Genomic DNA, 22529 nt, shown 5'->3' with positions numbered 1-22529 from the left:
CGCCCCTGCGGCGGTCGTTGGCCCCCCCCCCAACCACCGGCCCGTGGTGGGGGGGTGTTCTTGTCCCCCCATGTACACCCCCGTCGGGAACACTCACGACTCACTTGCCTTTGGCGGTCTGGTAGTTGTTCGTGACGATCACGATGACGCCGGGCGAGGACTGCTGGATGCCCTCGAAGCGTGCCTCGGCGCGCATGCCGAACTCGGCCGCGAGCGCCTTCGCCGCGGTCTCCTCGTCGGTGCCGGGGCGGTAGTACGCCGTGGTCGCCGGGATGATGCCGGACGAGTAGTTGCTGACCTCGGCGACGTTCCAGCCCGCTGCCTTGAAGTCCTCGGCGGCGCGGGCGGCCAGGCCGTGGATCGTGCTGTTGTTGTAGACGCGCACGGTCACCCACTTCGCGACCTGCTGCGGGCCGCCTGGCTGGCCACCGGGCGCACCGGGGGTCGGCTGGGCGCCACCGGGCGCGGTGGTCGTCGGCGCCGGCGCGCTCGAGGAGGGTGACGGCGAGGCCGACGACGAAGGCGGCGCCGGCGAGGCCGGTGCCTGCGAAGAAGGCGCGGGTGAGCTGGACGCGGGCGGCGGTGGGTTCGAGGACTGCGACGGCTGGGCCGTGTCGTTCGATTCACCGCCGGTCAGCGCGGTCACGCCGCCGATCACACCCGCGATCACCGCGAGGCCGATCAGCGCCAGCCCGGCCGCCTTCAACGGCCGGGAGAGCCCGGAGAACACACTCATGGCAGTTCAATCCCCAGTCGCCGTGCCGACCTGGTGCGCTGACGCGCGGCACGCATCTTGCGCAGGCGTTTGACCAGCATCGGGTCCGCCTGCAGTGCTTCCTGCTTTTCGAGCAGCTGGTTCAAGACCTGGTAGTACCGCGTCGGCGACAGCCCGAACTTCTCCCGGATCGCCTGCTCCTTCGCGCCCGCGTACCTGAACCACTGGCGTTCGAAGGCGAGTACCTCGACCTCGCGCGGTGACAGACCCTCGATGGGCTCGGCCTGGCCCTCGCCGTTCGAATCGGCGAGCGACTCCGCGGCGTCCATCTGACTCCTCGCAATCAGGTCCGGCGAATCCCACGATTGTCATTCCGCGGGCGCCATTGAACCACGGATCCAGGGTCCGACGTGGGGATCAACCCCGGCGCGTCATGGTCTATCACGACGGTCTGACAAAATTGCCGCCGTGACCGTCCATGCCATCCGAATCGCCGGCGACCCCGTGCTGCACACCCCGACTCGGGAGATCACCGAGTTCGACGACGCGCTGCGCACGCTCACCGAAGACATGTTCGAGACGATGTACGCCGCCGAAGGCGTCGGGCTCGCGGCCAATCAGATCGGCCTAGACCTGCGCGTGTTCGTGTACGACTGCCCCGATGACGAGGGCACGCGGTACAAGGGCGTCGTGGTGAACCCGAAGCTGGAGACCTCGGAGATCCCCGAGACCATGCCCGACCCCGACAACGACTGGGAGGGCTGCCTGTCCGCGCCCGGCGAGTCGTTCCCGACGGGCCGCGCGACCTGGGCGAAGGTGACCGGCCAGGACATCGAGGGCAACCAGATCGAGGTCGAGGGCACCGGGTTCTTCGCGCGCTGCCTGCAGCACGAGACCGATCACCTGGACGGGTACATCTACCTGGACCGCCTGGTCGGCCGCCACGCCCGCGAGGCCAAGCGCATGATCAAGTCCAACAAGTGGGGCGTGCCCGGCCTGTCGTGGCTGCCGCCGCGCGAGCCTTAGCAGCCCAGGAAGTGGCAGCGCACCACGCGCGGCTGCTCGATGACCGAGCCTGCCTCCACCGCCCAAGCGAGGCGGAGGTACTGCGCGTGCGTCCAGGCCAGCGGGGTCGCCGACGCGGTCGGCGTGCCCGGCGGGAACCCGGTCTGGCCCGACGGCGCGTTCTGGTCCCAGACCTGCTCGGGCATGGTGTCGCCCGAACCGCTCACCCGGCCGAGGTCGCGCAAACGTTTGGCTGCCGTCGCCCGGTCGCCGTTGGCCAGGTCGTACTCGCCACGCTCACCCGCGAGCAGTGGCCACAGCCGCCCGAACGTCGTCCGGCTTTCAGCCGGGTACGTGTAGTCCCACGGCTTGCCGTCGGCCTGCTCGCCGTAGCCGTCGAGCGAATACCGGTGCCAGAACTGCCCGGTCGGCGTCGTGAACGCGATGTCCTTGTCGGTCACCTTGATGCTGTTGACGATGACCGGGTCGTCGGCGCGGTAGATGCCGAGCCGCACCAGGTCGAGGAACCCGGCGTCGGTGACCTCACGCTGGTCCTTCGTGAGGCTCGAGTTGCCCAGGTTGTACTTGGTGCCGTTGTTGGCGTCGCCGTCCTTGGTCAGCCGGACGAAGTACGGGTCCTTCGACAGCGGCCCGTTCGTGGTGATCGTCTGCTTCGCCAGATCGGCCTTGAACTTGCCCGCCGCCGCCAGGTAGCGCGCCGCGTCGGCGGAGGCGCCGTTGGCCTTCGCGATGTCGGCCGCGCACACGAGCCCGGCGATCACCGACGCGATGGTCGAAGGCGACCAGCCGTCCTGCTCTTCCCAGCGCTCCTGCTGCGAGTACGGCGACGGCTGCCCCTTTTCACCCTTGTAGCCGAGGATGAAGTCGGCCGCCTTGCGCACACCGGCCCAGGTCTTCGCGTCCTTCCTGCCGAGCTGCTGCGCGAGCACGATCGGGAACGCGGTCTCGTCGAGCTGGATGGACGTCCAGTACGGGGTGCCGTTGACGTGCGAGTTCTGCGGCAGATGCCCGTCGGGCCGCTGCTGCGTGCCGAACATGTAGTCCACCGCGCGCTCGGCGGCACGCCGGTCGCCCGCGGCGAGCATGCCGGTGGCGATTTGGTACAGGTCGCGCGGCCACACCAGGTGATATGTGCCGGACGGCGACCATTCCGGGTCGTTGTTGCCGAACCGCCAAGGCATGCTCGGTGACGCGATGAACGCGCCTGGGTGCAGCTTGTCCTCGCTGGCGGCGAGCATCAGCACGGACGCCTCGTAAAGATCGCGCTCCTGCTTGGTCTTCAGCGAATCGGGCGCGCCCTTCACGCCGCGCAGGTACCCACGCCAGCCCCATTCGTTCGACCGGGCGACGGCCTCGAACGGCGCGCGCTGCGACAAGCGCGCCGTGTCCAGTGCCGCGGCCGGGTTCGCGCCGAGTCCGATGGCGAGGTCGACGTGCTTCGAGCGCAGACCGTCCACAGTGGTCTGACCGGTGACGACGACGTTGCCCTTGGCCGCGCTCGCGTAGTCGACGAGCTTGCCCGTCTTGGTCAGCTGCGTCCTGCCGTCGGAGCTGCCCGCGTAGCCGACGCTCTTGTGCGTGAAGGCGGGCTTGGCGGCCAGCGCGGCGCCCGTCTTCGCGTCACTGGCGACGACCGCGTCGCCAGTGACCGTCGCAGAGTCGTCAGAGCCGTCGTTGGTCAGGTCCGGGTCCATGACCGCGTAGAGCTGGAACGGCTTGCCGGTCAGCGACTGGAAGTCGGTGCTGACGAGCACCGTCGCGCGCGCCGGGTCGGTCACGTAGGTCTTCTTGAGCTTCCAGCGGTGCTGGTCGTCGGTGATGGTCTGCTCGTAAGTCAGCCCCTCGGTCCGGCGGACCTGCTGGGACTTGGCGTCCGAGTCGACCGAGGCGGTGCGGCCGTCGCTGACTACGAAGTTGAGCGAGCGGATGGTCGGCGTGGACAGGTCCGGGTAGTAGACCTCGGAAAGCTGGCCCGCTTGGAGCGTGAACCAGACGTTGCCTGCCTGCGAGCGGGCCGTGCCGAAACCGGTCTTGTTGGCCGGGAGCCAGCTCGGATGCGTGCCGGGTGCGCCCGGCGCGTCCGCGCTCGGCGTGGCGGCAGCCGACGCCGGGATCAGCCCGGTGACCAGCAGGCCGGCCAGCGCCGGGTACAGGAATTTGCGCATATCAACCCCACAAAAGATCGCTTCTGCACCGTTACAGAAGCGGCGAATGAGTTTGCCGTAGATCGCACCCGCGAGACAGGGCCGAATGGCGGGTTCACCTAGAGCGAACACACCCCGTTGATCTTTCACGGAGGCGCACACTTGTATCAGCTGCAACGGTGTAATCGAGGTGTGTGATGGACTCCGAAGCGATGGACGCCTACTCGGTCGCCGTGAGCACGGTCGCCAAGATCGTCACCCCGCATGTCGCCGGCGTCGAGCTCGCGCGCGGCAGCGGCTCGGCCGTGGTGTTCACCGAGGACGGTCACCTGCTGACCAACGCGCATGTCGTCGGCGGGCACCGGCGTGGGCTCGCGACGTTCTCGGACGGCGCGGAGGCCGAGTTCGATGTCGTCGGCGCCGATCCGCTGTCCGATCTGGCCGTGCTGCGTGCCCGCGGCGAGACGCCGTCGGCGGCACGGCTCGGCGACGCGGACAAGCTCGTCGTCGGGCAGCTCGTCATCGCCGTCGGCAGCCCGCTGGGTTTCACCGGTTCGGTGACCGCCGGCGTGGTGAGCGCGCTCGGCCGGGCGTTGCCAGTGCGTCAAGGACGGACCGCTCGCGTCATCGAAGACGTCATCCAGACCGACGCGGCGCTCAATCCCGGCAACTCGGGCGGCGCGCTCGCCGACTCGGCCGGACGAGTGGTCGGCGTCAACACCGCGGTCGCAGGGATCGGACTCGGGCTCGCGGTGCCGATCAACGCGACCACCCGGCGGATCATCGACACGCTGCTCGTCGAAGGCCGGGTCCGCCGCGCGTACCTCGGCCTCGTCGGCGTGCCTGCGCCGCTGCCGGACGACATCGCCGAGCGGACCGGCCAGCGCGCGGGGCTGCGGGTGCGCGAGGTCGTGCCGGACGGTCCCGCTCACCGGGCGGGGCTGCGATCGGGTGACCTCGTGCTCACCGTCGACCGCGAGCGGGTGTCCGACGCGCAAGGAATCCAGCGGCGGCTTTTCGCTGAAATGATCGGGACTTCGCTGCCGATCACGGTGCTGCGCAACGGCGCGATGGTCGACGTCTACGCCAAGCCGACCGAGCTTGTCGGGTGACGAACACCGGCCGGGGTTGAGTAGTCGGGGCGGCCATGGCATGGTCGGGGTACAACCAAACACCGCGGGAGCTCGCGCCATGGCGGGCTGAGAGGGCGGCTGGTGTCTTTCGACAAGACCCGGCGCCGCCGACCGCATGAACCTGACCGGGTAATGCCGGCGTAGGGAGTGAACGTCTTGACGACGCTAGATGATGCCGCCGTGCAGCCGACCGTGACCACCGGGCCGATCTCGGGCTCGCACAAGGTTTATCACCCGACCGAATCGGGCCTGCGGGTTCCGGCGAGGCGGATCGAGCTGACCAACGGTGACCATTTCGACGTCTACGACACCTCCGGCCCGTACACCGACGACGACGTGACCATCGATGTCCACAATGGACTTCACAGGCTGCGGGCAGGCTGGGCGGACGGCCGGGAGCACAAAACCCAGCTGGGCTGGGCGAAAGCGGGCGTGATCACCCGCGAGATGGAGTACATCGCCGCGCGTGAGCGCTGCTCTCCCGAGTTCGTGCGCGACGAGGTCGCGCGCGGGCGGGCGGTGATCCCGGCGAACCGGTGCCACCCGGAGACCGAGCCGATGATCATCGGCAAGAACTTCCTGGTGAAGATCAACGCCAACATGGGCAACTCGGCCGTCTGGTCCTCTGTGGAGGAAGAGGTCGACAAGATGGTGTGGGCCACCCGCTGGGGCGCCGACACCATCATGGACCTGTCCACCGGCAAGCGGATCCACGAGACCCGCGAGTGGATCATCCGCAACTCGCCGGTCCCGGTCGGCACCGTGCCGATCTACCAGGCGCTGGAAAAGGTCGACGGTGAGCCGGAAAAGCTGACCTGGGAGATCTACCGCGACACCATCATCGAGCAGTGCGAGCAGGGCGTCGACTACGTCACCGTGCACGCCGGCGTGCTGCTGCGCTACATCCCGCTGACCGCCAAGCGCGTCACCGGCATCGTCTCGCGCGGCGGCTCGATCATGGCGGCGTGGTGCCTCGCGCACCACAAGGAATCCTTCCTGTACACCAATTTCGTCGAGCTGTGCGAGATCCTGCGCGAGTACGACGTCACGTTCTCGCTCGGCGACGGGCTGCGCCCCGGCTCGATCGCGGACGCCAACGACCGCGCGCAGTTCGCGGAGCTGGAGACGCTCGGCGAGCTGACGCACATCGCGCGTGAGCACGACGTGCAGGTGATGATCGAGGGCCCCGGCCACGTGCCGATGCACAAGATCAAGGAGAACGTGGAGCTCGAGGAGAAGCTCACCGGCGAGGCGCCGTTCTACACCCTCGGCCCGCTCGCGACGGACATCGCGCCCGGCTACGACCACATCACCTCGGCCATCGGCGCGGCCCAGATCGGCTGGTACGGCACGGCGATGCTGTGCTACGTCACGCCGAAGGAGCACCTCGGCCTGCCGAACCGCGACGACGTGAAGACCGGCGTGATCACCTACAAGATCGCGGCGCACGCGGCCGACCTCGCCAAGGGGCACCCGCACGCGCAGGAGTGGGACGACGAGCTTTCCAAGGCCCGCTTCGAATTCCGCTGGCACGACCAGTTCAACCTCTCGCTCGACCCGGACACCGCGCGCTCGTTCCACGACGAGACGCTGCCGGTCGAAGCGGCGAAGACCGCGCACTTCTGCTCGATGTGCGGGCCGAAGTTCTGCTCGATGCGCATCACCCAGGACGTCCGCAAGTACGCCGAGGAACACGGACTGTCCACAGTGGAAGCGATCGAAGCAGGCATGGCCGAGAAGTCGGAGGAGTTCGGCGAGCGCGGCAACAAGGTCTACCTGCCTGTAGTGGGACAATGATCCCTAGGACCGCCCTCACCATCGCCGGATCCGACTCCGGCGGTGGTGCGGGCATCCAGGCGGACCTGCGCACGTTCTTCGCGTGCGGCGTGCACGGGCTGGTGTCGCTGACGGCCGTCACCGTGCAGAACTCGTTGGGCGTACAGGGTTTCACGGAGATCCCGGCCGACATCGTCAGCGCGCAGATCAAAGCGGTGGCGACTGATATGGGTGTCAACGCCGCCAAGACCGGCATGCTGGCGACGGCCGAGATCATCCGCGCGGTCGCCAAAACGCTCGACGAGGTCCACATCGGACAGCGCACGGACGTGCCGTTCGTGGTCGACCCGGTCGCGGCTTCGATGACCGGGCACGCGCTGTTGCGCGAAGAGGCTTTGGAAGCGATCCGGACCGAGCTGTTCCCACGCGCGACTTTGGTGACGCCGAATCTCGACGAGGTCCGGCTGCTCACTGGGGTTTCCGTGACGGACTCGGCTTCGCAGCGGACGGCGGCGGAAGCGTTGCTGGAGTTCGGTTCGGCGTGGGTGCTGGTCAAGGGCGGGCACATGCAGGACGCCGGTGATTGCGTCGACCTGCTTTCGGACGGCCGCGAGTTCGTCGAGTTGAGCGGCCCGCGCTTCGACACCGAGAACACGCACGGCGGCGGCGACACGCTCGCGTCGGCCATCACGGCGTCGCTGGCCAAGGGCGCGGACGTGCCGACGGCCGTGACCGAGGGCAAGCGGTTCATCGAGCGTTGCGTGGCCGAGTCTTACGCGCTGGGCAAAGGCGTGGGGCCGGTCTCGCCGTTTTGGCGGCTCAAGGACTCGTGAGTGGTACGGCCGGTTCTAACCGGCGAAAACGCTCACGAGGCCTTCAGCTGACGGGTTCCATGACGCGGGCGTCGAAGCTCTCGCGGGCGGCGCTGATGCGGTTGAAGTTGGCCTGCGACCAGGTGCTCAGCGCGATGAGATGCTGCGAGACGTCCGTGCCGAGGTCGGTCAGCGCGTACTCGACCGTGGGCGGCGTCGTCGGGTAGACGGTGCGCGTGATCAAGCCGTCGCGCTCGAGCGCGCGCAGGTTCTGGGTGAGCATCTTCTGGCTGATGCCCTCGACCGCACGGCGCAGCTCGCCGAAGCGGTGCGGCTGCCGCCGGAGCGCGCCGAGCATCAGCGCCGTCCACTTGTTCGCCAGCAGGTCGAGCACGTCACGGCACGGGCAGTTCTTCAGGTAGACGTCCCAGTACTGTTCAGAGGTAGTTTCCATTAGGTACCTACTTTACGAATAAGTGCCTTCTAGCGAAAAGTGCCTACCTGCCCGAGCATAGGTCATGCCAGCGAGAACGAACAGGAGCAGACCGATGCGAGTGGTGACCCAGCAGGAGTTCGGCGGACCCGAAGTGCTGCGTGTGATCGAAACGGACCGGCCGACCCCTGGCCCGACCGAGGTGCTCGTGCGGGTGCACGCCGCCGGCATCAACCCGGTCGACTGGAAGACGCGGGCGCACGAGGTCTTCATGGGCCGGCCGCCCTACACGCTGGGCTGGGACGTCTCGGGCGTCGTCGAGGAACTCGGTTTCGGCGCGACCGGGGTCGACGTCGGCGACGAGGTGCTCGGTATGCCGTTGTTCCCCAAGCAGGCCGCGGCGTACGCGGACTACGTGGTCGCCCCATCGCGGCACTTCGTCCGCAAGCCGAAGCGCCTCTCCCATGTCGAAGCCGCGGCGCTTCCGCTCGCCGGGCTGACCGCGTGGCAGGCGCTGGTCGACGTCGCGGACGTCCAGCCGGGACAACGCGTTCTCGTCGACGGTGCGGCGGGCGGCGTCGGCCACCTGGCCGTGCAGATCGCGAAGGCGCGCGGCGCGTACGTCCTCGGCACGGCCAGCGCGCCGAAGCACGAGTTCCTGCGCTCGATCGGCGTCGACGAGCCGGTCGACTACCGGGACCCGGACGCCACCGTCAGCGACCTCGACGTACTGGCCGCGACGGTCGGCGGGGAAAGCACACTTCGCTGGCTGCCCGCCGTGCGCGGCGGCGGGATCGTGGTCACCGTGGCCGCCAGTGAGCTCGACGCGCCCGGCGTGCGCCACCGCCAGGTGCTGGTCGAGCCCGACCAGATCGGCCTGGCCGGCCTGGTCGGGCTCGTCGAAAAGGGACAGCTCAAGGTGCACGTCGAGCAGGCGTTCCCGCTCGAAGAAGCGGGCAAGGCGCACGAACTCGGTGAAGGCGGCCGGGTGACCGGCAAGCTCGTGCTGACCGTCGCCCACCCGTCTCCCACCGCCACCCTCAACGGAGACGCTGCGCGTCGCTGATTTAACCGCGCGGAACCACCAGCGGAAGCACCGTGGTCAGGCCCACCCAGTCCGACGTGATCACCGAGGCATGCGCCTTGGCGAGGTCGTTGAGGCGCTGGGTGGCCTGCTCCGGTGCCGGGTTGCGTGAGTCGATGGCAGGCGCGACGTTGTGCGCGTCGGTCATCACCACGAAGTAGTGATTGGCGTCGTACCACCACGGACCGGTGTTGCCGAGCCACGCGTTCGCGTCGCCGTCGAAGAAGACGAACCAGGGCTTGAGCGCCGCCTCGTACTTGTCGCGTGGGTCGCCGCCGACGGCGCCGTGCACGGTCGGGAACACCTGCGCGTCGCCGAGCCTGCCCGCGTTCTTGAGCCCGACCAGGTAGCGCGCGTATTCGACGTCGGTCTTCAGCGTGTCCGTCGGGTTCCCCTCTTCGACCGTGCCGGGGATTATCTCGATGAACACCTTGCCCTGCAAGGAAGTCCGGGACGGCCAGTTGTCCGCCTTCGCCGCCTCGTCGAGCGTTGAGTAGCCGCCGAGCAGGTCGGCCGGGCGGAAGACGTGCCCACCGAGGTGACCGCGGATGGCCGCGTCGAGCTCGTCGGGACCGCGGCCGCCGTTGTCCGAGAAGCCGGTCTTCATCTCCAGCTTGAGCAGGATCGGTCCCTTGCCGGGGTGGGCGTCGAGCCAGATCCGGATGTCGTCGAGGCAGTACTCGAGGTTCTTGTTCTTGCCGCCGGTGTAGAGCTGCGACGCCGAGGTCGCGGCGACGCAGTTGTTGCCGTTGCCCAGCGGGTTGGAATGACTGACCTTCCACTCCTTGGTGACGATGTTCGGCCAGACATCCAGCTCGATCATCGACGTGCCGTTGTCGAGTGAGCGGGCGAGGTAGTCGTAGGCGGCCGTGTCGTAGGTGTTGTGCACCCCGACCGTGGTGCTTCCCGAGAGTTTCGCGGGGTCGGCGTGTGCCGTACCCGTCAATCCGGCGAGAAGCACTCCCACCGCCAGCGCTGCCGAGGAGAATCGCATCCTGATCCCTTCACCGAGCCTTGAAGAAGATTCGCGTTCTCACACTGTGCCAACATGGTGGCGGCCACGTGAAGGGGAAATGGCCGGATGGACTACAGGGGGTGTTTCTCGGATGGGACGCGCGATAGCCGCGCCCAGGCGGCCCCTGGCGGCACCGTGGGATCACCCGAGTACAACCCGGTACGAGAGTGATCCCACGGCACCGCCAGGAACCACCTGGATCACGACTCTCATCGCACCCCATCCGAGAAACACCCCCTACCAGAAGTCGGGAGACCCATGAAGACCGCGCTCACCATCGCAGGCTCGGACTCGGGCGGAGCGGCGGGCTTGCAGGCGGACCTGCGCACCTTCCTGACCTGCGGGGTTCACGGTCTCGTCGCCGTCACCGCGGTGACCGTGCAGAACACGCTCGGCGTGCACGACCGCGCCGACCTGCCGCCGCACATCGTGGCCGGGCAGATCGAGGCGGTGGCCGCCGACATGGGCGTCAACGCGGCCAAGACCGGCATGCTCGCGTCGGCGGAGATCATCCGCGCCGTCGCCGAAGCCTGCGACAAGGCGAAGATCGGCCGCGACTTCAAGACCCCGTTCGTCGTCGACCCGGTCGCCGCGTCGATGCACGGCACGCCGCTGTTCGACGCCGACGGTCTCGCCGCGCTGCGCGACGAGCTGCTGCCGCGCGCGACCGTGCTCACACCGAACCTCGACGAGGTGCGGCTGCTGACCGGCATGGACGTCACCACCCGCGACCAGATGCATCAGGCCGCGTTCGTGCTGCAACGTTTGGGGCCGCGGTACGTGCTGGTCAAGGGCGGGCACTTGAAGGGGGATCCGGAGTGCATGGACCTCTTCTTCGACGGTTCCACGTTCGTCGAACTCGAAGGCCCGCGGTTCGACACTCCGCACACGCATGGCGCCGGCGACACCATGGCGTCCGCGCTGACCGCCGGGCTGGCTCGCGGGATGCCGATCGTCGAGGCGGCGCGCTTCGCCAAGGCGTTCGTGAGCAAAGCCGTCGAAAACGCCTACCCCATGGGCGAAAAGGTCGGTCCGGTCTCCGCGTTCTGGCGGCTCGCGCCCGAATAGTTACGATGCACGGCGTGTTCAAGCCAGTACAGGTAGCGAAGTTCGTCGAAGACCGCCGATTCCAGAACTTCATCATCTCCGTGATCATCTTCAACGCCATCACGCTGGCGATGGAGACCTCGACCGACCTGCTGGCCGCGTACGGTCCGGCGCTGCACGCGCTGGACCACATCGCGCTCGGCATCTTCGTGGCCGAGCTGCTCGCGAAGTTCTACGCCTATCGCGCGCGGTTCTTCAGCGACTCGTGGAACGTGTTCGACCTGATCATCATCGGGATCGCGGTGATTCCGGCGACCGGGCCGTTCGCGGTGCTGCGTGCGTTGCGCGTGCTGCGGGTGCTGCGGCTGATTTCGGTCGTCCCGTCGATGCGCAAGGTCGTTTCCGGCCTGCTGACGGCGATCCCTGGCATGGCCTCGATCGCGGCATTGCTGGGCTTGATCATCTTCGTCGCCGGCGTGATGGCGACCAAGCTGTTCGGCGTGATCTCGCCGGAGAACTTCGGCGACCTGGGCACTTCGCTGTTCACGCTGTTCCAGGTGATGACCGGCGAGGCGTGGCCGGACATCGCGAAAGAGATCATGGTGCAGGCGCCGATGGCGTGGCTGTTCTTCGTGATCTACATCCTGGTGTCGAGCTTCGCGGTGCTGAACCTGTTCATCGCCGTGGTCGTCAGCGGGATGGAGGACGAGCTGCGGCAGGACATCCGCGAGGAGGAGGCCAAGCAGTCGGAAATGCTGGCCGCCGCCAACGCGGAGATCCTCGCCGAGCTACGCGCCTTGCGCGCCGAGATCGCCGCCATGCGCCAGACCGCCTGACGCGCTCAAAACCGCGGGGGCTCGCCGCTCGTCCAGATGACGCGCATGGCCGTCTTGCTGACGCGCCAGCCTTCCGGCGTGCGGACGAGGTCGTTGTCGAAGACGCCGCCGACGGTGAAGGCCTCCGGCCGGTCCTTGTGAATGTGGGTCATGATCGCGTTGCCGCGCACGCGGGCCTTGTCGTCGCCGTCGAAGTCGATGACGTAGTTGGACCCGACATGCTGCGTCCGCTCGAACCGCCCGATCGCCTCGCGCGTGTTCGCGAGCACCTCGTCGTGGCCGACGGCGGTGTAGACCGGGGCCTCGCTGCGCACGTCTTCGGTGTACTGCGAGCGCACCCAGTCCTCACCGACCGTTCCGTCGTCCAGCGCGAGGAAGAAACGGTCGATCATCTCGGTGATCTCGATGCGGTCTTCGATTCTCATGCCTCCAGCATCGAACCTCGACCTTGCTTGAGGTCAAATATCGTCGGTGAGCAGCGCTTCCAACGCGGGCAAGGCGGTCTGCAGCGCGTCACGGTGCTCAGGGCTGAGCCGCTCGATGCGGCGGTTGAGCTCCTGCACACGCGTCGACTGGACGCCGCTGACGAGGTTCGCGCCCTCTTCGGTCGCCGTCGCGAGCCAGGCGCGCCTGTCGATCGGGTCGGGCTCGCGGCTGACGTAGCCCGCCTCCACCAACGCGGCCACTATGCGCGACATGGTCGCCGCGGCGACACCCTCCTTGGCCGCCAGGTCACCGAGGCGCAGCTGCCCCGAGTTGACCAGCGTGGCGAGCGCCGAGATGGCGCCGTGCCCAGGGCCGGGTGCGCCGGCCTGCCGTAGCGACCGGGACAACCTGCCCACCGCGAGGAACAATCTGCCCGAAACATCCTGGGCCGATGACGTGGTCACCGCTGGCTCCTTCTACCCGAACAGGCCGGTCGCGGTCGCGTACCGGAAATGCCGTCCACGATACGGGCAGAGGCTGCTTACTCCGCGTTAAGGCTGTCCTGGCCTAGCGTGGCGGGCTCGAAGCGTGCGCCCAGAAGCGTTGCGGGATGCGTCCGGCGCCCCTCGCGAGGCGCCCGGCTACGACAGCCGACCGCATCGCGTAGGCCATACGCTCGGGATCTGTCGCCCGGGTGACCGCAGTCGACAACAAAACCGCGTCACAACCAAGTTCCATGGCAAGTGTGGCGTCGGAGGCGGTGCCGATGCCCGCGTCCAGAATCACCGGAACGGACGCACGGGAGACGATCAGCTCGATGTTGTGCGGGTTGCGGATGCCGAGCCCGGTGCCGATCGGCGCGCCCAGCGGCATCACGGCGGCACAGCCCGCCTCTTCGAGCCGCAGCGCGAGCACCGGGTCGTCGTTGGTGTACACGAAAACGGTGAACCCGTCGGCGGCCAATTGTTCGGCGGCCTCAAGGGTTTCCAGCGGATCGGGGAGCAACGTCCGGTCGTCGGCGTGCACTTCCAGCTTGATGAGATCGGTCTCGCACGCCTCACGCGCCAGCCGCGCGGTGAGCACGGCCTCGGCGGCGGTCCGGCAGCCGGCGGTGTTGGGCAGCAGCTGAATTCCCAAGCGCCGCAACAGTTCCAGCACACCGGAGCCGCCCTCGGCGTCCGCGCGCCGCATGGCGACCGTGGTCAGTTCGGTGCCGGACGCGACGAGCGCGCGTTCGAGCACGGCGAGGTTGCCGGCGCCGCCGGTGCCGATGATGAGCCGCGAGTCGAACTTGTGCTCGCCGATGACGAGAAGATCTTCAGCCACCTTGCACCGCCGTGAGGATGTCGAGGGTGGCACCCTTGGGCACCTCGGCCGTTTCCCAGTCGCCGCGCCGGACGACCTCGCCGTCGAGCGCGACGGCGATCCCGCGCTCGGGGGTGCCGAGCGCCGCCAGCAGCTGGGCGACCGTGGAGCCGTCGGGGAAATCCCGCCAGCTGCCGTTGACCTGTACCTGCATCAGACTCGCTCCCTGGGATTCGCGGCGATGACTTCGTCCGGCACCGGCTCGCCCGCGAGCAGCGCGACGATCGCGTCGGCGGTGATCGGGGCGAGCAGCAGGCCGTTGCGGTGATGACCGGTCGCGGCGTAGACGCCGTCGGCCAGCTCGCCGATGTACGGCATCGTGTCCACACTGGCCGCCCGCAGCCCGGCGGCGGTTTCGGCCAGCTCGTACTCGGCGATGCCCGGAAAGACGCGCTCGGCGCCTTCGAGCAGCTCGCGGACACCCTTCGCGGTGACCGCGGTGTCGAAGCCCGCCTCGTACTGTGTCGCGCCGAGCACGAGTTCCCCATCGTCGCGCGGGACAAGGTAGATGGGCTTGCCCTCGACGACGGCGCGGACGGTGCGTTTCGGCGGCGGCAGGCAGCCACGGCGTGGTTTCAGGCGGAGTATCTCGCCTTTGAGCGGGCGTACCCCGTCCAGCAGCGGATGCAGCCGGGAACTCCACGCGCCCGCGGCGATGACGACCTCGCCTTCCGGCAGCTCGGCGAGTTCCTTGCGCACGAACTTGACCCCGCGTTTGCGCGCGGCCATTTCCAGCGCCCGCAACAGCTTTCGGTTGTCCACAGCCAAATCGCCGGGCACGAGCAGTCCAGTTCGGACTGCTCCGGACAATCCAGGCTCGGCCTTGCGCGCTTCGCGTCCGGTAACCGTCTCGACTTCGCGCCCGAGCGACTTCAAGTACTCGGCGAGTATTTCGAGATGCCCGGCGTCCGCGCTGTCGAGCGCGACGACCATGGTCCCCGCGTCGGACAGCCCTGGATCAAAGCCCTCATCGGCGAGTTCCTTGGCGAAGCCTGGCCAACGTCTCAACGACTCCTCGCCGATCCGCAGCACCGCTTCCTCACCAGGCCACGCCTCGGTGACGGGCGCGAGCATGCCGCCCGCGAGCCACGACGCGCCCCGGCCGGGATTCGGATCGAAAACGGTGACCTTGCGCCCCGACGCGGCGGCACGCCACGCGACGGACAAGCCGATGACCCCGCCACCGACCACACTCAACCTGCTCATGCACGCTCCCTGCGCCGGCATTATCCGGATCAGGTTCCACGGTCGGAGCCTCTTCGACTCCCTCTCAGCCTCTCTCAGAGGCTCCCGTGCGGACCACCCCACCGTAGCGCGCGGGTACCGTCGCCGCCATGCCTGGGCTCAACGGTGAACAGATCCGGAAACGACTCGACGACGCGCGCCTGTACCTCTGCACTGCCTCGCGCCCCGACCTCGCCTCCTTCGTCGACGCGGCACTCGCGGGCGGCGTCGACATCGTGCAGCTGCGCGACAAGTCACTGGAGGCCCGCGAAGAGCTGGCCGCGCTGGAGATCATCGCCGAGGCCTGCGCCCGGCACGGGGCGCTGCTCTCGGTGAACGACCGCGCCGACATCGCACTGGCCGCGGGCGCCGACGTGCTGCACCTCGGCCAGGACGACCTCCCGGTCCCCGCCGCCCGCCGCATCCTGGGCGACGACGTGGTCATCGGCCGCTCGACGCATTCGGTCCCGCAGGCCTCGGCCGCGGCTTCGGAGGACGGCTCGGACTACTTCTGCACGGGGCCCTGCTGGCCTACGCCGACCAAACCCGGCCGTCCCGCGCCCGGTCTCGACCTGGTGCGTGCCACGGCCGCTTCAGCACCTGCACGCCCCTGGTTCGCAATCGGCGGCATCGACCTCGACCGGCTGCCCGAGGTGCTCGCCGCCGGTGCCACCCGAGTGGTGGTCGTCCGGGCGATCACGGAGGCCTCGGACCCCGAGTTCGCCGCCCGGGCCCTGAAAACGCACCTGGTGTGACACGCGGGGTCGTGAGCGTTGCGGGCGGTTATCGAGGGGAAGCGCAAAGGTGGCGTGCTCCTGGACTCGGCTTGGACAGGGGGTCGTGAGTGGTACGGCCGGTTCTAACCCAATGCTGGGTAATTAAGGCTTGGCCTGCGTTGTCAATCGGCACGTGAGCACGTGAAACCCGAGTCGGCCGGACCGTCGTCGGCGGCCCGACCGACTCGCGTCTAACGTCCACAAAGGACTCAAGCGGCTGAATTTCGCCCCGCAATGTCGCATTTGCCTGCTTTGTGGGGTGGAGTGGACGGAATGAACGGGGCGTATGTGTCGCTCAGCGTTGCGAACGCCCCGTTCGCAACGTTCAACCACCGTGCGGCACCCACCGAGCAGCGGGCTTGACCAACCTGCCCGCCCCTTAACTACCCGGCATTGGGTTCTAACCGGTGAAAACACTCACGACCTCTCCCTCACCCAGCTGCCGGGGGGGGGGACGCCACATTTGGCTTCCCCGCAATAGAACCGCCCGCAACGCTCACGAGCACTCAAGGCGTCGGCGTCGAGGACGGCGAGCTGGGCGTGGTCGCCGATGAGCTGGACGAGGGCGGGCTCGAGGTCGTCGGCGACGGGCTCGAGGACGTGGTCGGCGGCGGGGTGGTCGTCGAAGGCGGGGCCGTCACCGTGGTCGTGACCGGGGACGATGGCGTCGAACCAGGGGTCTCGGTGTGCTTTTCCTCACCGGGCTTGGCGCCTCCGCCGCCGACGATCTTGCCGATCGTGGTGCCGTCGCCGCCGCCGAAGGTCTTGCCGGTCGCGCCCTCGAACCCGGTGATCGCCACCAGCGCCACCACGAACGCGATCGCGCTCACGCCCAAGATCAGCGGCAGCCGCCGGCGCCACGCGGGTTTCTCCGAAACTGCCGAATCCGCGGGTGCGAATTCGACCGTCTCCCGCTCCGAAACGTCCGTCTGCCTGAACTTCGTGGCGGCCAGGTCGCGGGTGCGGTGCAACGACCGCAGGTAGATCTCGCCGCCCACCGTCGTCACGACGCTCGCGAGCGCGGCGCCCGCCACCGTTCCCGCCACACCCAGCGTGGATCCCAGTAATGCCGCGGTGACCGCCGCCAACGCCGCGGCCAGCACCTGCACGACCTTGGTGCCCGGCTTCTCCGTTTTCTCCTCTGCCATGATCCTGATCCGTCGATTCAAAAAGACTTCGTTTCTCCCAACGACTAAGGCGCGCGAGTCACTCCCGTGGTTGGCCAGTGGTGAGGAGAGCCACTAGTGACTGTCCACAATGGACCACGATCGGACGATTCCTTGACATACTCGCGGCATGAACCTGGTGACGATCGACGAAATCCACGCCGCGGCCAAGCGGGTCGCCGGGGTTGCCCTGCGCACCCCACTGCTCCCGCAGCTGTGGGCCAGCCCTGCCAAGCTGTGGCTCAAGCCCGAGAACCTGCAGCAAATCGGCGCGTTCAAGGTCAGGGGCGCGTACAACGCGATCGCCGCGCTCGACGAGAAAACCCGCGAAAAAGGTGTCGTCGCGTATTCGAGCGGTAACCACGCGCAAGCGGTCGCGTTCGCGGCGAAGCAGTTCGGGGTGCCCGCGGTGATCGTCGTTCCCGACGTGACGCCGCGGATCAAGGTCGAGGCGACCTTGTCGCACGGCGCCGAGGTCGTCGAGGTGCCGACCGGCCAGCGCGAGTCGGCCGCGTACGCCATCGCCGAGGAGCGCGGGCTGACGCTGATCCCGCCGTTCGACCACCGCAACATCATCGCAGGCCAGGGCACCGCGGGCTTGGAGATCGCCGAGGACCTGCCGGACGTCGAGGTCGTGCTCATCCCGGTCAGCGGCGGCGGGCTCGCCTCCGGCATCGGCACCGCGATCAGGGCGCTCGCCCCGAACGCGAAGATCTTCGGCGTCGAGCCCGAGCTCGCGGCGGACACCACCGAGGGACTCAAGGCCGGGCACCGCGTCGACTGGCCGGTCGAGAAGCGCGTGCGCACCATCGCCGACGGCCTGCGCTCGCAGCCGTCGGAACTGACGTTCGCGCACCTTCAGGTGGTACTCGACGGCATGCTGACCGTCACCGAGGACGAGATCCGCGAGGCCGTGCGCGTGCTGGCCAGGCGGGCGGGCCTGATCGCGGAACCCAGCGGCGCCGTGTCGACGGCCGCGTTCCTGTTCCACGCCGACGAGTTCCCCGATGGCAAGACGGTCGCCGTCGTCTCCGGCGGCAACCTCGACCCGGCCGCGCTCGGGGAATTGCTCGGCTAGGCGTGTGAGGCGCGCACGTGGGTCGGCGGACCGTCGACCCCACAGTGCAGGCACTCGCCGGGATGAGGCGTGTCGGCAGGCTCCGGAGGCGCCGACAGCACGCCGTTGTGGATGCCCAGCGCGGTCAGCCCGCCCGCGATGGCCAGCACCGCGCAGACGAGCAACGCCCGCTGCCAGCCCGCGGTGAGCGCGACGGGATCCGAATAGGACTGCCCGCTCAGCCCGGCGACAGCGGGCAGCACGGCGACCGCGAGCAGGCCGCCGGTGCGCGCGATCGCGTTGTTGACGCCGGACGCCACGCCCGCGAAGCGGTCCGGCGCGGCGGCGAGCACGGTCGCGGTCACCGGCGCCACCACGGCGGCCAGTCCGAGCCCGAACACCACCACCGCGGGCAGCACCGCGCCCACGTAGGACGCGCCAGGCGTGATCCGCAGCATCAGGAGCATGCCGGCGCCGACCAGGATCGGGCCGGCGACGAGCTGCGGCCGAGGTCCGATCCGCGCGGCGAGCGCGCCCGACCGGCCCGACAGCGCGAGCATGATCAGCGTGATCGGCAACCCGGCGATCCCCGCTTCTGTCGGCGAGAAGCCGAGCGAGACCTGCAACTGCATGACCATCAGCATGAACACGCCGCCGAGCGCGGCGTAGACGACGAACGTCAGCACGTTGGCGAGGGTGAACGTCCGGTCGCGGAACAGCCGCGGCGGCACCAGCGGATCGGCCGAGCGGTGCTGCAGCCAGACGAACGCGCCCAGCCCCGCCACGCCGGCGACCGCCGAGATGAGCACGACCACGTCGCCGATGCCGCGCGCCGGAGCTTCCACCAGCGCGCCCGTCAGGCCCGCGAGACCGACCGCGCCGAGCGCGGCCGCGGTGAAGTCCGGATGCCCGGCGCTCTGCTCGTCACGGGACTCCGGGACGTACTTGCGCGCGAGCACCACGCAGACGATCGCGAGCGGCAGGTTGATAAGGAACGCCAGCCGCCACGACCACAGCTGCACGAGCGCGCCGCCGAGCAGCGGGCCGACCGCCGCCGCGATGCCGCCGAGCCCCGACCACGCGCCGATCGCGCGCGCCCGGTCCTCCCGTGCGAACGACGATTGCAGGATCGCGAGCGAGCCCGGCGTCAGCAACGCGCCGCCGATGCCTTGCAGCACCCGCGTCGCGACGAGCATCTCGGTGGAAACCGCAGCACCGCACAACACCGACGCGATACCGAACCAGACGACACCAACAACGAACATGCGCCGCCGGCCATATCTGTCGCCGAGTGATCCGGCGACGAGAATCAACGCCGCCAGCGCGAGCAGATAACCGTCGAGAATCCATTGCAGATCGGCGACGGACGCGTGTAATTCTTCACCCATTCGAGGGAGGGCGACGTTGACGATCGTCCCGTCCAGCATCGCCATCCCCGAGCCGAGGATGGTCGTCGCGAGCACGCCGCGCGCGACCGGAGTACCCCACTTGATTCCCGCGGTGACGGGTCCGGTCACGGCTTACGCAGCGTCGTAACGAATTTATACCGATCTCCGCGGTAGATCGACCGGACGTACTCGACCGGCTTGCCGTCGACACCGAAGCTGTGCCGGGAAAGCAGCAGCATCGGCATGCCGACATCGGCGCCGAGCAGCTCCGCTTCCTGCGGTCCGGCAAGCGCTGTCTCGATCGTTTCCTCGGCGCGTTCCATCTCGACGCCGTAGTGCTCGCGCAGCACCGCGTATAGCGATCCACCTGCGGAAACGTGTTTGCGCAAACCACGGAAACGGGCCATCGGAAGGTGCGTCGTCTCCAGCGCCATCGGCTCCGCGTCGGCGAGCCGCAACCGCCGAAGGCGAAGGATTTTCGCACCGACGCGGATGCCGAGCAGCTTCGCCAGATCGGCTTCGACGGGCATTTCGTCGATGTCCAACAGCTTCGACGACGGCTCGCGGCCCTGCGCGCGCATGTCCTCTGTGTACGAAGACAGCTGCAGCCGCTGCGCGAGCTTCGGCTCGGCGGCGAAGGTCCCCTTGCCCTGCACGCGATGCAGCCTGCCCTCGGCCGTCAGATCGGCCAGCGCCTGGCGCACGGTGGTGCGCGAAACCGTGAATTCCCCTGCCAGCGCCCGCTCCGTGGGGATCGGAGCCCCAGGTGGCAGCGCGTCAAGGAGATCAAGAAGGTGCTGCTTGAGTGCCCAGTATTTGGGCTCCCGCTGCCCCCTCATGCCCGACGGCGACGCGGCCGCCTCTCCACTCGATGTCTCCAACATGTCCGACTCCTCAAGCTTTCCCACAGACCGCGCGACTACCCCGCTAGGAAACGTACTCTTCACCAGTGAAGGCCCGCCCGTGCTAGCGCCACCTTGAACGATTCGAATCAGCTAGCATTGGTCTAGACCTTAGCGAAAGGTGACAGGATCAAGATGACCGTTTCCCAACCAGTGGCAGGCGAGCACATGGCCGCCGAGATCGACGAGCAGCCGAGTGTGCTCGCCGGTCTCGTCGAACGCCAGTCCGAGTTCGCCGAGGTGGCGGACGCTATCTCCAAGCGCCCTCCCCGCTTCGCGCTGCTCGCCGCGCGTGGTTCCAGCGACCACGCGGCGATCTACGCGAAGTACCTGATCGAGGTACTGCTCGGCCTGCCGGTCGGCCTGGTCTCGCCGTCGACGGCGACCATCTACGGCGCCCGCCCCGACCTGCGGGACGTGCTGTTCGTGACGGTCAGCCAGAGTGGCGGCTCGCCGGACCTGATCGAGGCGACCGAGGTGGCCAGGCAGCAGGGCGCGCTGACCGTGTCGGTGAGCAACACCCCGTCGTCGCCGCTCGCGGCGGCCGCGGAGCTGTCCGTGGACATCGGCGCGGGCGTCGAGCACGCGGTGGCAGCGACGAAGACCTACTCGGCGACGCTGATGTCGCTGTACCTGCTCATCGACGCGATCCGCGGCGGCAAGGCCGAGGACGCCAAGTCCATCGGCGAGCTCGCCACCCAGACGCTCGACGGCGCCGGTGAGGGCGTCGGGCGCGCGGTGGACCGCTACCGGTTCGTCGACCGCATCCTGACGACCGCGCGTGGTTACTCGTACCCGACCGCGCTCGAAGCGTCGCTGAAGCTGGCCGAGACCAGCTACCTGGCCGCCCGCGCGTACAGCGGCGCCGACCTGCTGCACGGCCCGGTGGCCGCGGTCAACGGCGACACCGCGGTGCTCGCGGTGACCAGCAAGGGGCATGGCAGCGAGGCCATGCGTGAGGTGCTCGAAGCCGTCAGCTCCCGTGGCGCCGACGTGCTCGCGGTCGGTTCGGCGGCCAAGGACGTCAAGTCCACGCTGAGCATCGGCGTGGCGGAGACCGTCGAGGAACTCGCGCCGGTGCTCGAGATCCTGCCGATCCAGCGGATCGCGCTCGGCCTCTCGCTCGCCCGTGGCGGTGACCCCGACCGGCCGACCGGCCTGCTGAAGGTGACCAAGACGCGCTGATGTCCACGGGTCATGTCGTCGGCGTCGACGCCGGCGGTACCTCGACCCGAGCAGTAGCAGCCGACGCCGCCGGCTGTGTGCTCGGGACCGGGCGGAGCGGGGGCGCGAACCCCAACTCCCATCCGCCGGAGGAGGCCGCCGCCCACATCGCCGAAGCGATCACCGCAGCGCTCGCCGGGCTCGACCCGGCGCGTACCCGCGCGTGCGTGGTCGGCATGGCCGGGGTGAGCAAGCTGACCGATCCCGCCATCGCGGCCGTGTTCACGCGGACGTGGGAGCGGCTCGGCATCGGCGTGCGGGTGGTCAGCGACGCGGAGGCCGCGTTCGCTTCGGCCACCTCCGAGCCGGACGGGACCGTGCTGATCGCGGGCACCGGTTCGATCGCGGGCCGCATCCGGGCGCGGAAGATGGTGTCGACAGCGGGCGGCTGGGGCTGGCTGCTCGGCGACGAAGGCTCGGCCTATTGGATCGGCCGCGAGGCCGTTCGCTCCACTTTGGAGGTTCTCGCGCGCGGGCACCGGGTGACCGGGCTGGCCGCCGCGGTGCTCACCGAGGCGCTGGGACTGTCCGAACTGGACGCCACCGCGGACCGCCTCGCCCTTTCGCGCCGTCTCATCACCGGGGTCAACGCCGAGCCGCCGATCCGGCTGGCCAGGTTCGCCCCGTTGGTCAGCGCCGCGCACGACGAAGGGGAACTGGCCGCGCTGGAGATCGTCGCGCGTGCCGCGGAACTGCTCGTCGCGAACGCGCTGGCGGCGCGGGAAGCCGACGAGCGCACGCCGGTCGTGCTGGTGGGCAGTGTGCTCGGCGCCGGGAGCCCGGTCGGGGTGCTGGTGCGCACCTCGCTGCGTGAGCTCGAGGTCGTGACGAGCACCGACGGTGTGCTCGGCGCCACCTGGCTGGCGGCCGTCGACGCGTTCGGCGAGGACGCGCCTCGCCCGGTACATCGTTAGAAAAGACCAGGTCGCGGCCTGGAAAATCCAAATCCGCTGAAGTTGAGAAGCAAAACGTCGCACGAA

General features: G+C 68.7%; 24 protein-coding genes and 2 riboswitches. Of the genes, 11 read left to right on the top strand and 13 right to left on the bottom strand.

Features of this window, described 5'->3' with window-relative positions; all coding sequences use genetic code 11:
* Positions 1-100: 100 nt before the first annotated feature.
* Both ACFV15_RS12635 and ACFV15_RS12630 read right to left on the bottom strand, forming a co-directional pair.
* Entirely contained in the window at positions 101-736 is a 636-nt protein-coding gene (locus tag ACFV15_RS12635) for a LytR C-terminal domain-containing protein (RefSeq protein WP_378350340.1), read from the bottom strand.
* Positions 733-1044: a DUF3263 domain-containing protein gene (locus ACFV15_RS12630; RefSeq protein WP_378350339.1), complete on the bottom strand. Its 312-nt coding sequence runs from the start codon at positions 1042-1044 to the stop codon at positions 733-735. The genes ACFV15_RS12635 and ACFV15_RS12630 overlap by 4 nt, the downstream gene beginning before the upstream one ends.
* 139 nt (positions 1045-1183) lie before the next feature.
* On the opposite strand from ACFV15_RS12630, the gene ACFV15_RS12625 reads away from it, so the two are divergent.
* Positions 1184-1741, top strand: coding sequence for a peptide deformylase (locus ACFV15_RS12625; protein ID WP_378350338.1), 558 nt, complete (start codon positions 1184-1186; stop codon positions 1739-1741).
* Here ACFV15_RS12625 and ACFV15_RS12620 read toward each other — a convergent pair.
* Entirely contained in the window at positions 1738-3906 is a 2169-nt protein-coding gene (locus ACFV15_RS12620) for a glycoside hydrolase family 15 protein (protein ID WP_378350337.1), read from the bottom strand. The genes ACFV15_RS12625 and ACFV15_RS12620 overlap by 4 nt on opposite strands.
* Before the next feature lie 176 nt (positions 3907-4082).
* Here ACFV15_RS12620 and ACFV15_RS12615 point away from each other — a divergent pair, with 176 nt between their 5' ends.
* The 3 genes from ACFV15_RS12615 (at position 4083) to thiD (ACFV15_RS12605) (ending at position 7627) form a co-directional block, all read left to right on the top strand.
* Entirely contained in the window at positions 4083-4997 is a 915-nt protein-coding gene (locus ACFV15_RS12615; RefSeq protein WP_378350336.1) for a S1C family serine protease, read from the top strand.
* 54 nt (positions 4998-5051) lie between these two features.
* Positions 5052-5181: riboswitch (TPP riboswitch) on the top strand.
* Positions 5175-6815: a phosphomethylpyrimidine synthase ThiC gene (thiC, locus tag ACFV15_RS12610; RefSeq protein ID WP_378350335.1), complete on the top strand. Its 1641-nt coding sequence runs from the start codon at positions 5175-5177 to the stop codon at positions 6813-6815. (Overlaps the previous riboswitch by 7 nt.)
* Complete coding sequence (gene thiD, locus ACFV15_RS12605) at positions 6812-7627, top strand: bifunctional hydroxymethylpyrimidine kinase/phosphomethylpyrimidine kinase (RefSeq protein ID WP_378350334.1); 816 nt, start codon at positions 6812-6814, stop codon at positions 7625-7627. Before thiC ends, thiD (ACFV15_RS12605) begins: the two co-directional genes overlap by 4 nt.
* A gap of 43 nt (positions 7628-7670) precedes the next feature.
* On the opposite strand, the gene ACFV15_RS12600 is transcribed toward thiD (ACFV15_RS12605), so the two are convergent.
* Positions 7671-8060, bottom strand: a complete 390-nt coding sequence (locus tag ACFV15_RS12600; protein ID WP_378350333.1) for a winged helix-turn-helix transcriptional regulator — start codon at positions 8058-8060, stop codon at positions 7671-7673.
* A 94-nt stretch (positions 8061-8154) separates the two neighbouring features.
* Between ACFV15_RS12600 and ACFV15_RS12595 the strand changes: the two genes are divergently transcribed.
* Complete coding sequence (locus ACFV15_RS12595; RefSeq protein ID WP_378350332.1) at positions 8155-9105, top strand: NADP-dependent oxidoreductase; 951 nt, start codon at positions 8155-8157, stop codon at positions 9103-9105.
* 1 nt (position 9106) lies between these two features.
* Here the strand turns inward: ACFV15_RS12595 and ACFV15_RS12590 are convergent, their stop codons facing one another.
* Positions 9107-10117, bottom strand: coding sequence for a phosphatidylinositol-specific phospholipase C domain-containing protein (locus ACFV15_RS12590; protein WP_378350331.1), 1011 nt, complete (start codon positions 10115-10117; stop codon positions 9107-9109).
* Between the two features lie 279 nt (positions 10118-10396).
* Between ACFV15_RS12590 and thiD (ACFV15_RS12585) the strand changes: the two genes are divergently transcribed.
* Complete coding sequence (thiD, locus tag ACFV15_RS12585; protein WP_378350330.1) at positions 10397-11206, top strand: bifunctional hydroxymethylpyrimidine kinase/phosphomethylpyrimidine kinase; 810 nt, start codon at positions 10397-10399, stop codon at positions 11204-11206.
* A 14-nt stretch (positions 11207-11220) separates the two neighbouring features.
* Positions 11221-12021, top strand: coding sequence for an ion transporter (locus ACFV15_RS12580; RefSeq protein WP_378350329.1), 801 nt, complete (start codon positions 11221-11223; stop codon positions 12019-12021).
* Positions 12022-12026: 5 nt separating this feature from the next.
* Here ACFV15_RS12580 and ACFV15_RS12575 read toward each other — a convergent pair whose 3' ends face one another.
* The 5 genes from ACFV15_RS12575 to thiO form a co-directional block, all read right to left on the bottom strand.
* Positions 12027-12446, bottom strand: coding sequence for a nuclear transport factor 2 family protein (locus tag ACFV15_RS12575; protein ID WP_378350328.1), 420 nt, complete (start codon positions 12444-12446; stop codon positions 12027-12029).
* A 33-nt stretch (positions 12447-12479) separates the two neighbouring features.
* Positions 12480-12911 carry a MarR family winged helix-turn-helix transcriptional regulator gene (locus ACFV15_RS12570; protein ID WP_378350327.1) on the bottom strand — a complete coding sequence of 144 codons (432 nt, stop codon included), beginning with the start codon at positions 12909-12911 and terminating at the stop codon, positions 12480-12482.
* Between the two features lie 103 nt (positions 12912-13014).
* Complete coding sequence (locus ACFV15_RS12565) at positions 13015-13773, bottom strand: thiazole synthase (protein ID WP_378350326.1); 759 nt, start codon at positions 13771-13773, stop codon at positions 13015-13017.
* A complete protein-coding gene (thiS, locus tag ACFV15_RS12560; protein ID WP_378350325.1) occupies positions 13766-13966 on the bottom strand; it encodes a sulfur carrier protein ThiS in 201 nt (66 codons plus the stop codon). Before thiS ends, ACFV15_RS12565 begins: the two co-directional genes overlap by 8 nt.
* Positions 13966-15018 carry a glycine oxidase ThiO gene (gene thiO / locus ACFV15_RS12555; protein ID WP_378350324.1) on the bottom strand — a complete coding sequence of 351 codons (1053 nt, stop codon included), beginning with the start codon at positions 15016-15018 and terminating at the stop codon, positions 13966-13968. Before thiO ends, thiS begins: the two co-directional genes overlap by 1 nt.
* Positions 15008-15116: riboswitch (TPP riboswitch) on the bottom strand. Its footprint overlaps the gene before it by 11 nt.
* A 30-nt stretch (positions 15117-15146) precedes the next feature.
* Here thiO and thiE point away from each other — a divergent pair.
* Complete coding sequence (gene thiE / locus ACFV15_RS12550) at positions 15147-15791, top strand: thiamine phosphate synthase (RefSeq protein ID WP_378350323.1); 645 nt, start codon at positions 15147-15149, stop codon at positions 15789-15791.
* 527 nt (positions 15792-16318) lie between these two features.
* Here thiE and ACFV15_RS12545 read toward each other — a convergent pair.
* Complete coding sequence (locus ACFV15_RS12545) at positions 16319-16960, bottom strand: hypothetical protein (RefSeq protein ID WP_378350322.1); 642 nt, start codon at positions 16958-16960, stop codon at positions 16319-16321.
* Positions 16961-17108: 148 nt separating this feature from the next.
* Here ACFV15_RS12545 and ACFV15_RS12540 point away from each other — a divergent pair, with 148 nt between their 5' ends.
* Entirely contained in the window at positions 17109-18056 is a 948-nt protein-coding gene (locus tag ACFV15_RS12540; RefSeq protein WP_378350321.1) for a threonine/serine dehydratase, read from the top strand.
* Here the strand turns inward: ACFV15_RS12540 and ACFV15_RS12535 are convergent.
* Together ACFV15_RS12535 and ACFV15_RS12530 are read right to left on the bottom strand one after the other, a co-directional pair.
* Positions 18053-19468 carry an MFS transporter gene (locus ACFV15_RS12535; protein WP_378350396.1) on the bottom strand — a complete coding sequence of 472 codons (1416 nt, stop codon included), beginning with the start codon at positions 19466-19468 and terminating at the stop codon, positions 18053-18055. The genes ACFV15_RS12540 and ACFV15_RS12535 overlap by 4 nt on opposite strands.
* A gap of 80 nt (positions 19469-19548) precedes the next feature.
* Entirely contained in the window at positions 19549-20307 is a 759-nt protein-coding gene (locus tag ACFV15_RS12530; RefSeq protein WP_091288147.1) for a GntR family transcriptional regulator, read from the bottom strand.
* Positions 20308-20460: 153 nt separating this feature from the next.
* Here ACFV15_RS12530 and ACFV15_RS12525 point away from each other — a divergent pair, with 153 nt between their 5' ends.
* The gene (locus tag ACFV15_RS12525) at positions 20461-21510 is read left to right on the top strand and encodes an SIS domain-containing protein (RefSeq protein ID WP_378350320.1); all 1050 of its coding nucleotides are present in this window, start codon (positions 20461-20463) and stop codon (positions 21508-21510) included.
* On the top strand, positions 21510-22463 hold the full coding sequence (locus ACFV15_RS12520) for an N-acetylglucosamine kinase (protein WP_378350319.1): 954 nt from the start codon (positions 21510-21512) through the stop codon (positions 22461-22463). Before ACFV15_RS12525 ends, ACFV15_RS12520 begins: the two co-directional genes overlap by 1 nt.
* Positions 22464-22529: the final 66 nt, after the last annotated feature.

It is taken from the genome of Amycolatopsis sp. NPDC059657 (assembly GCF_042734395.1).
Taxonomy (GTDB): Bacteria; Actinomycetota; Actinomycetes; order Mycobacteriales; family Pseudonocardiaceae; genus Amycolatopsis.
This window is presented reverse-complemented; position numbering and strand designations above follow the sequence as displayed.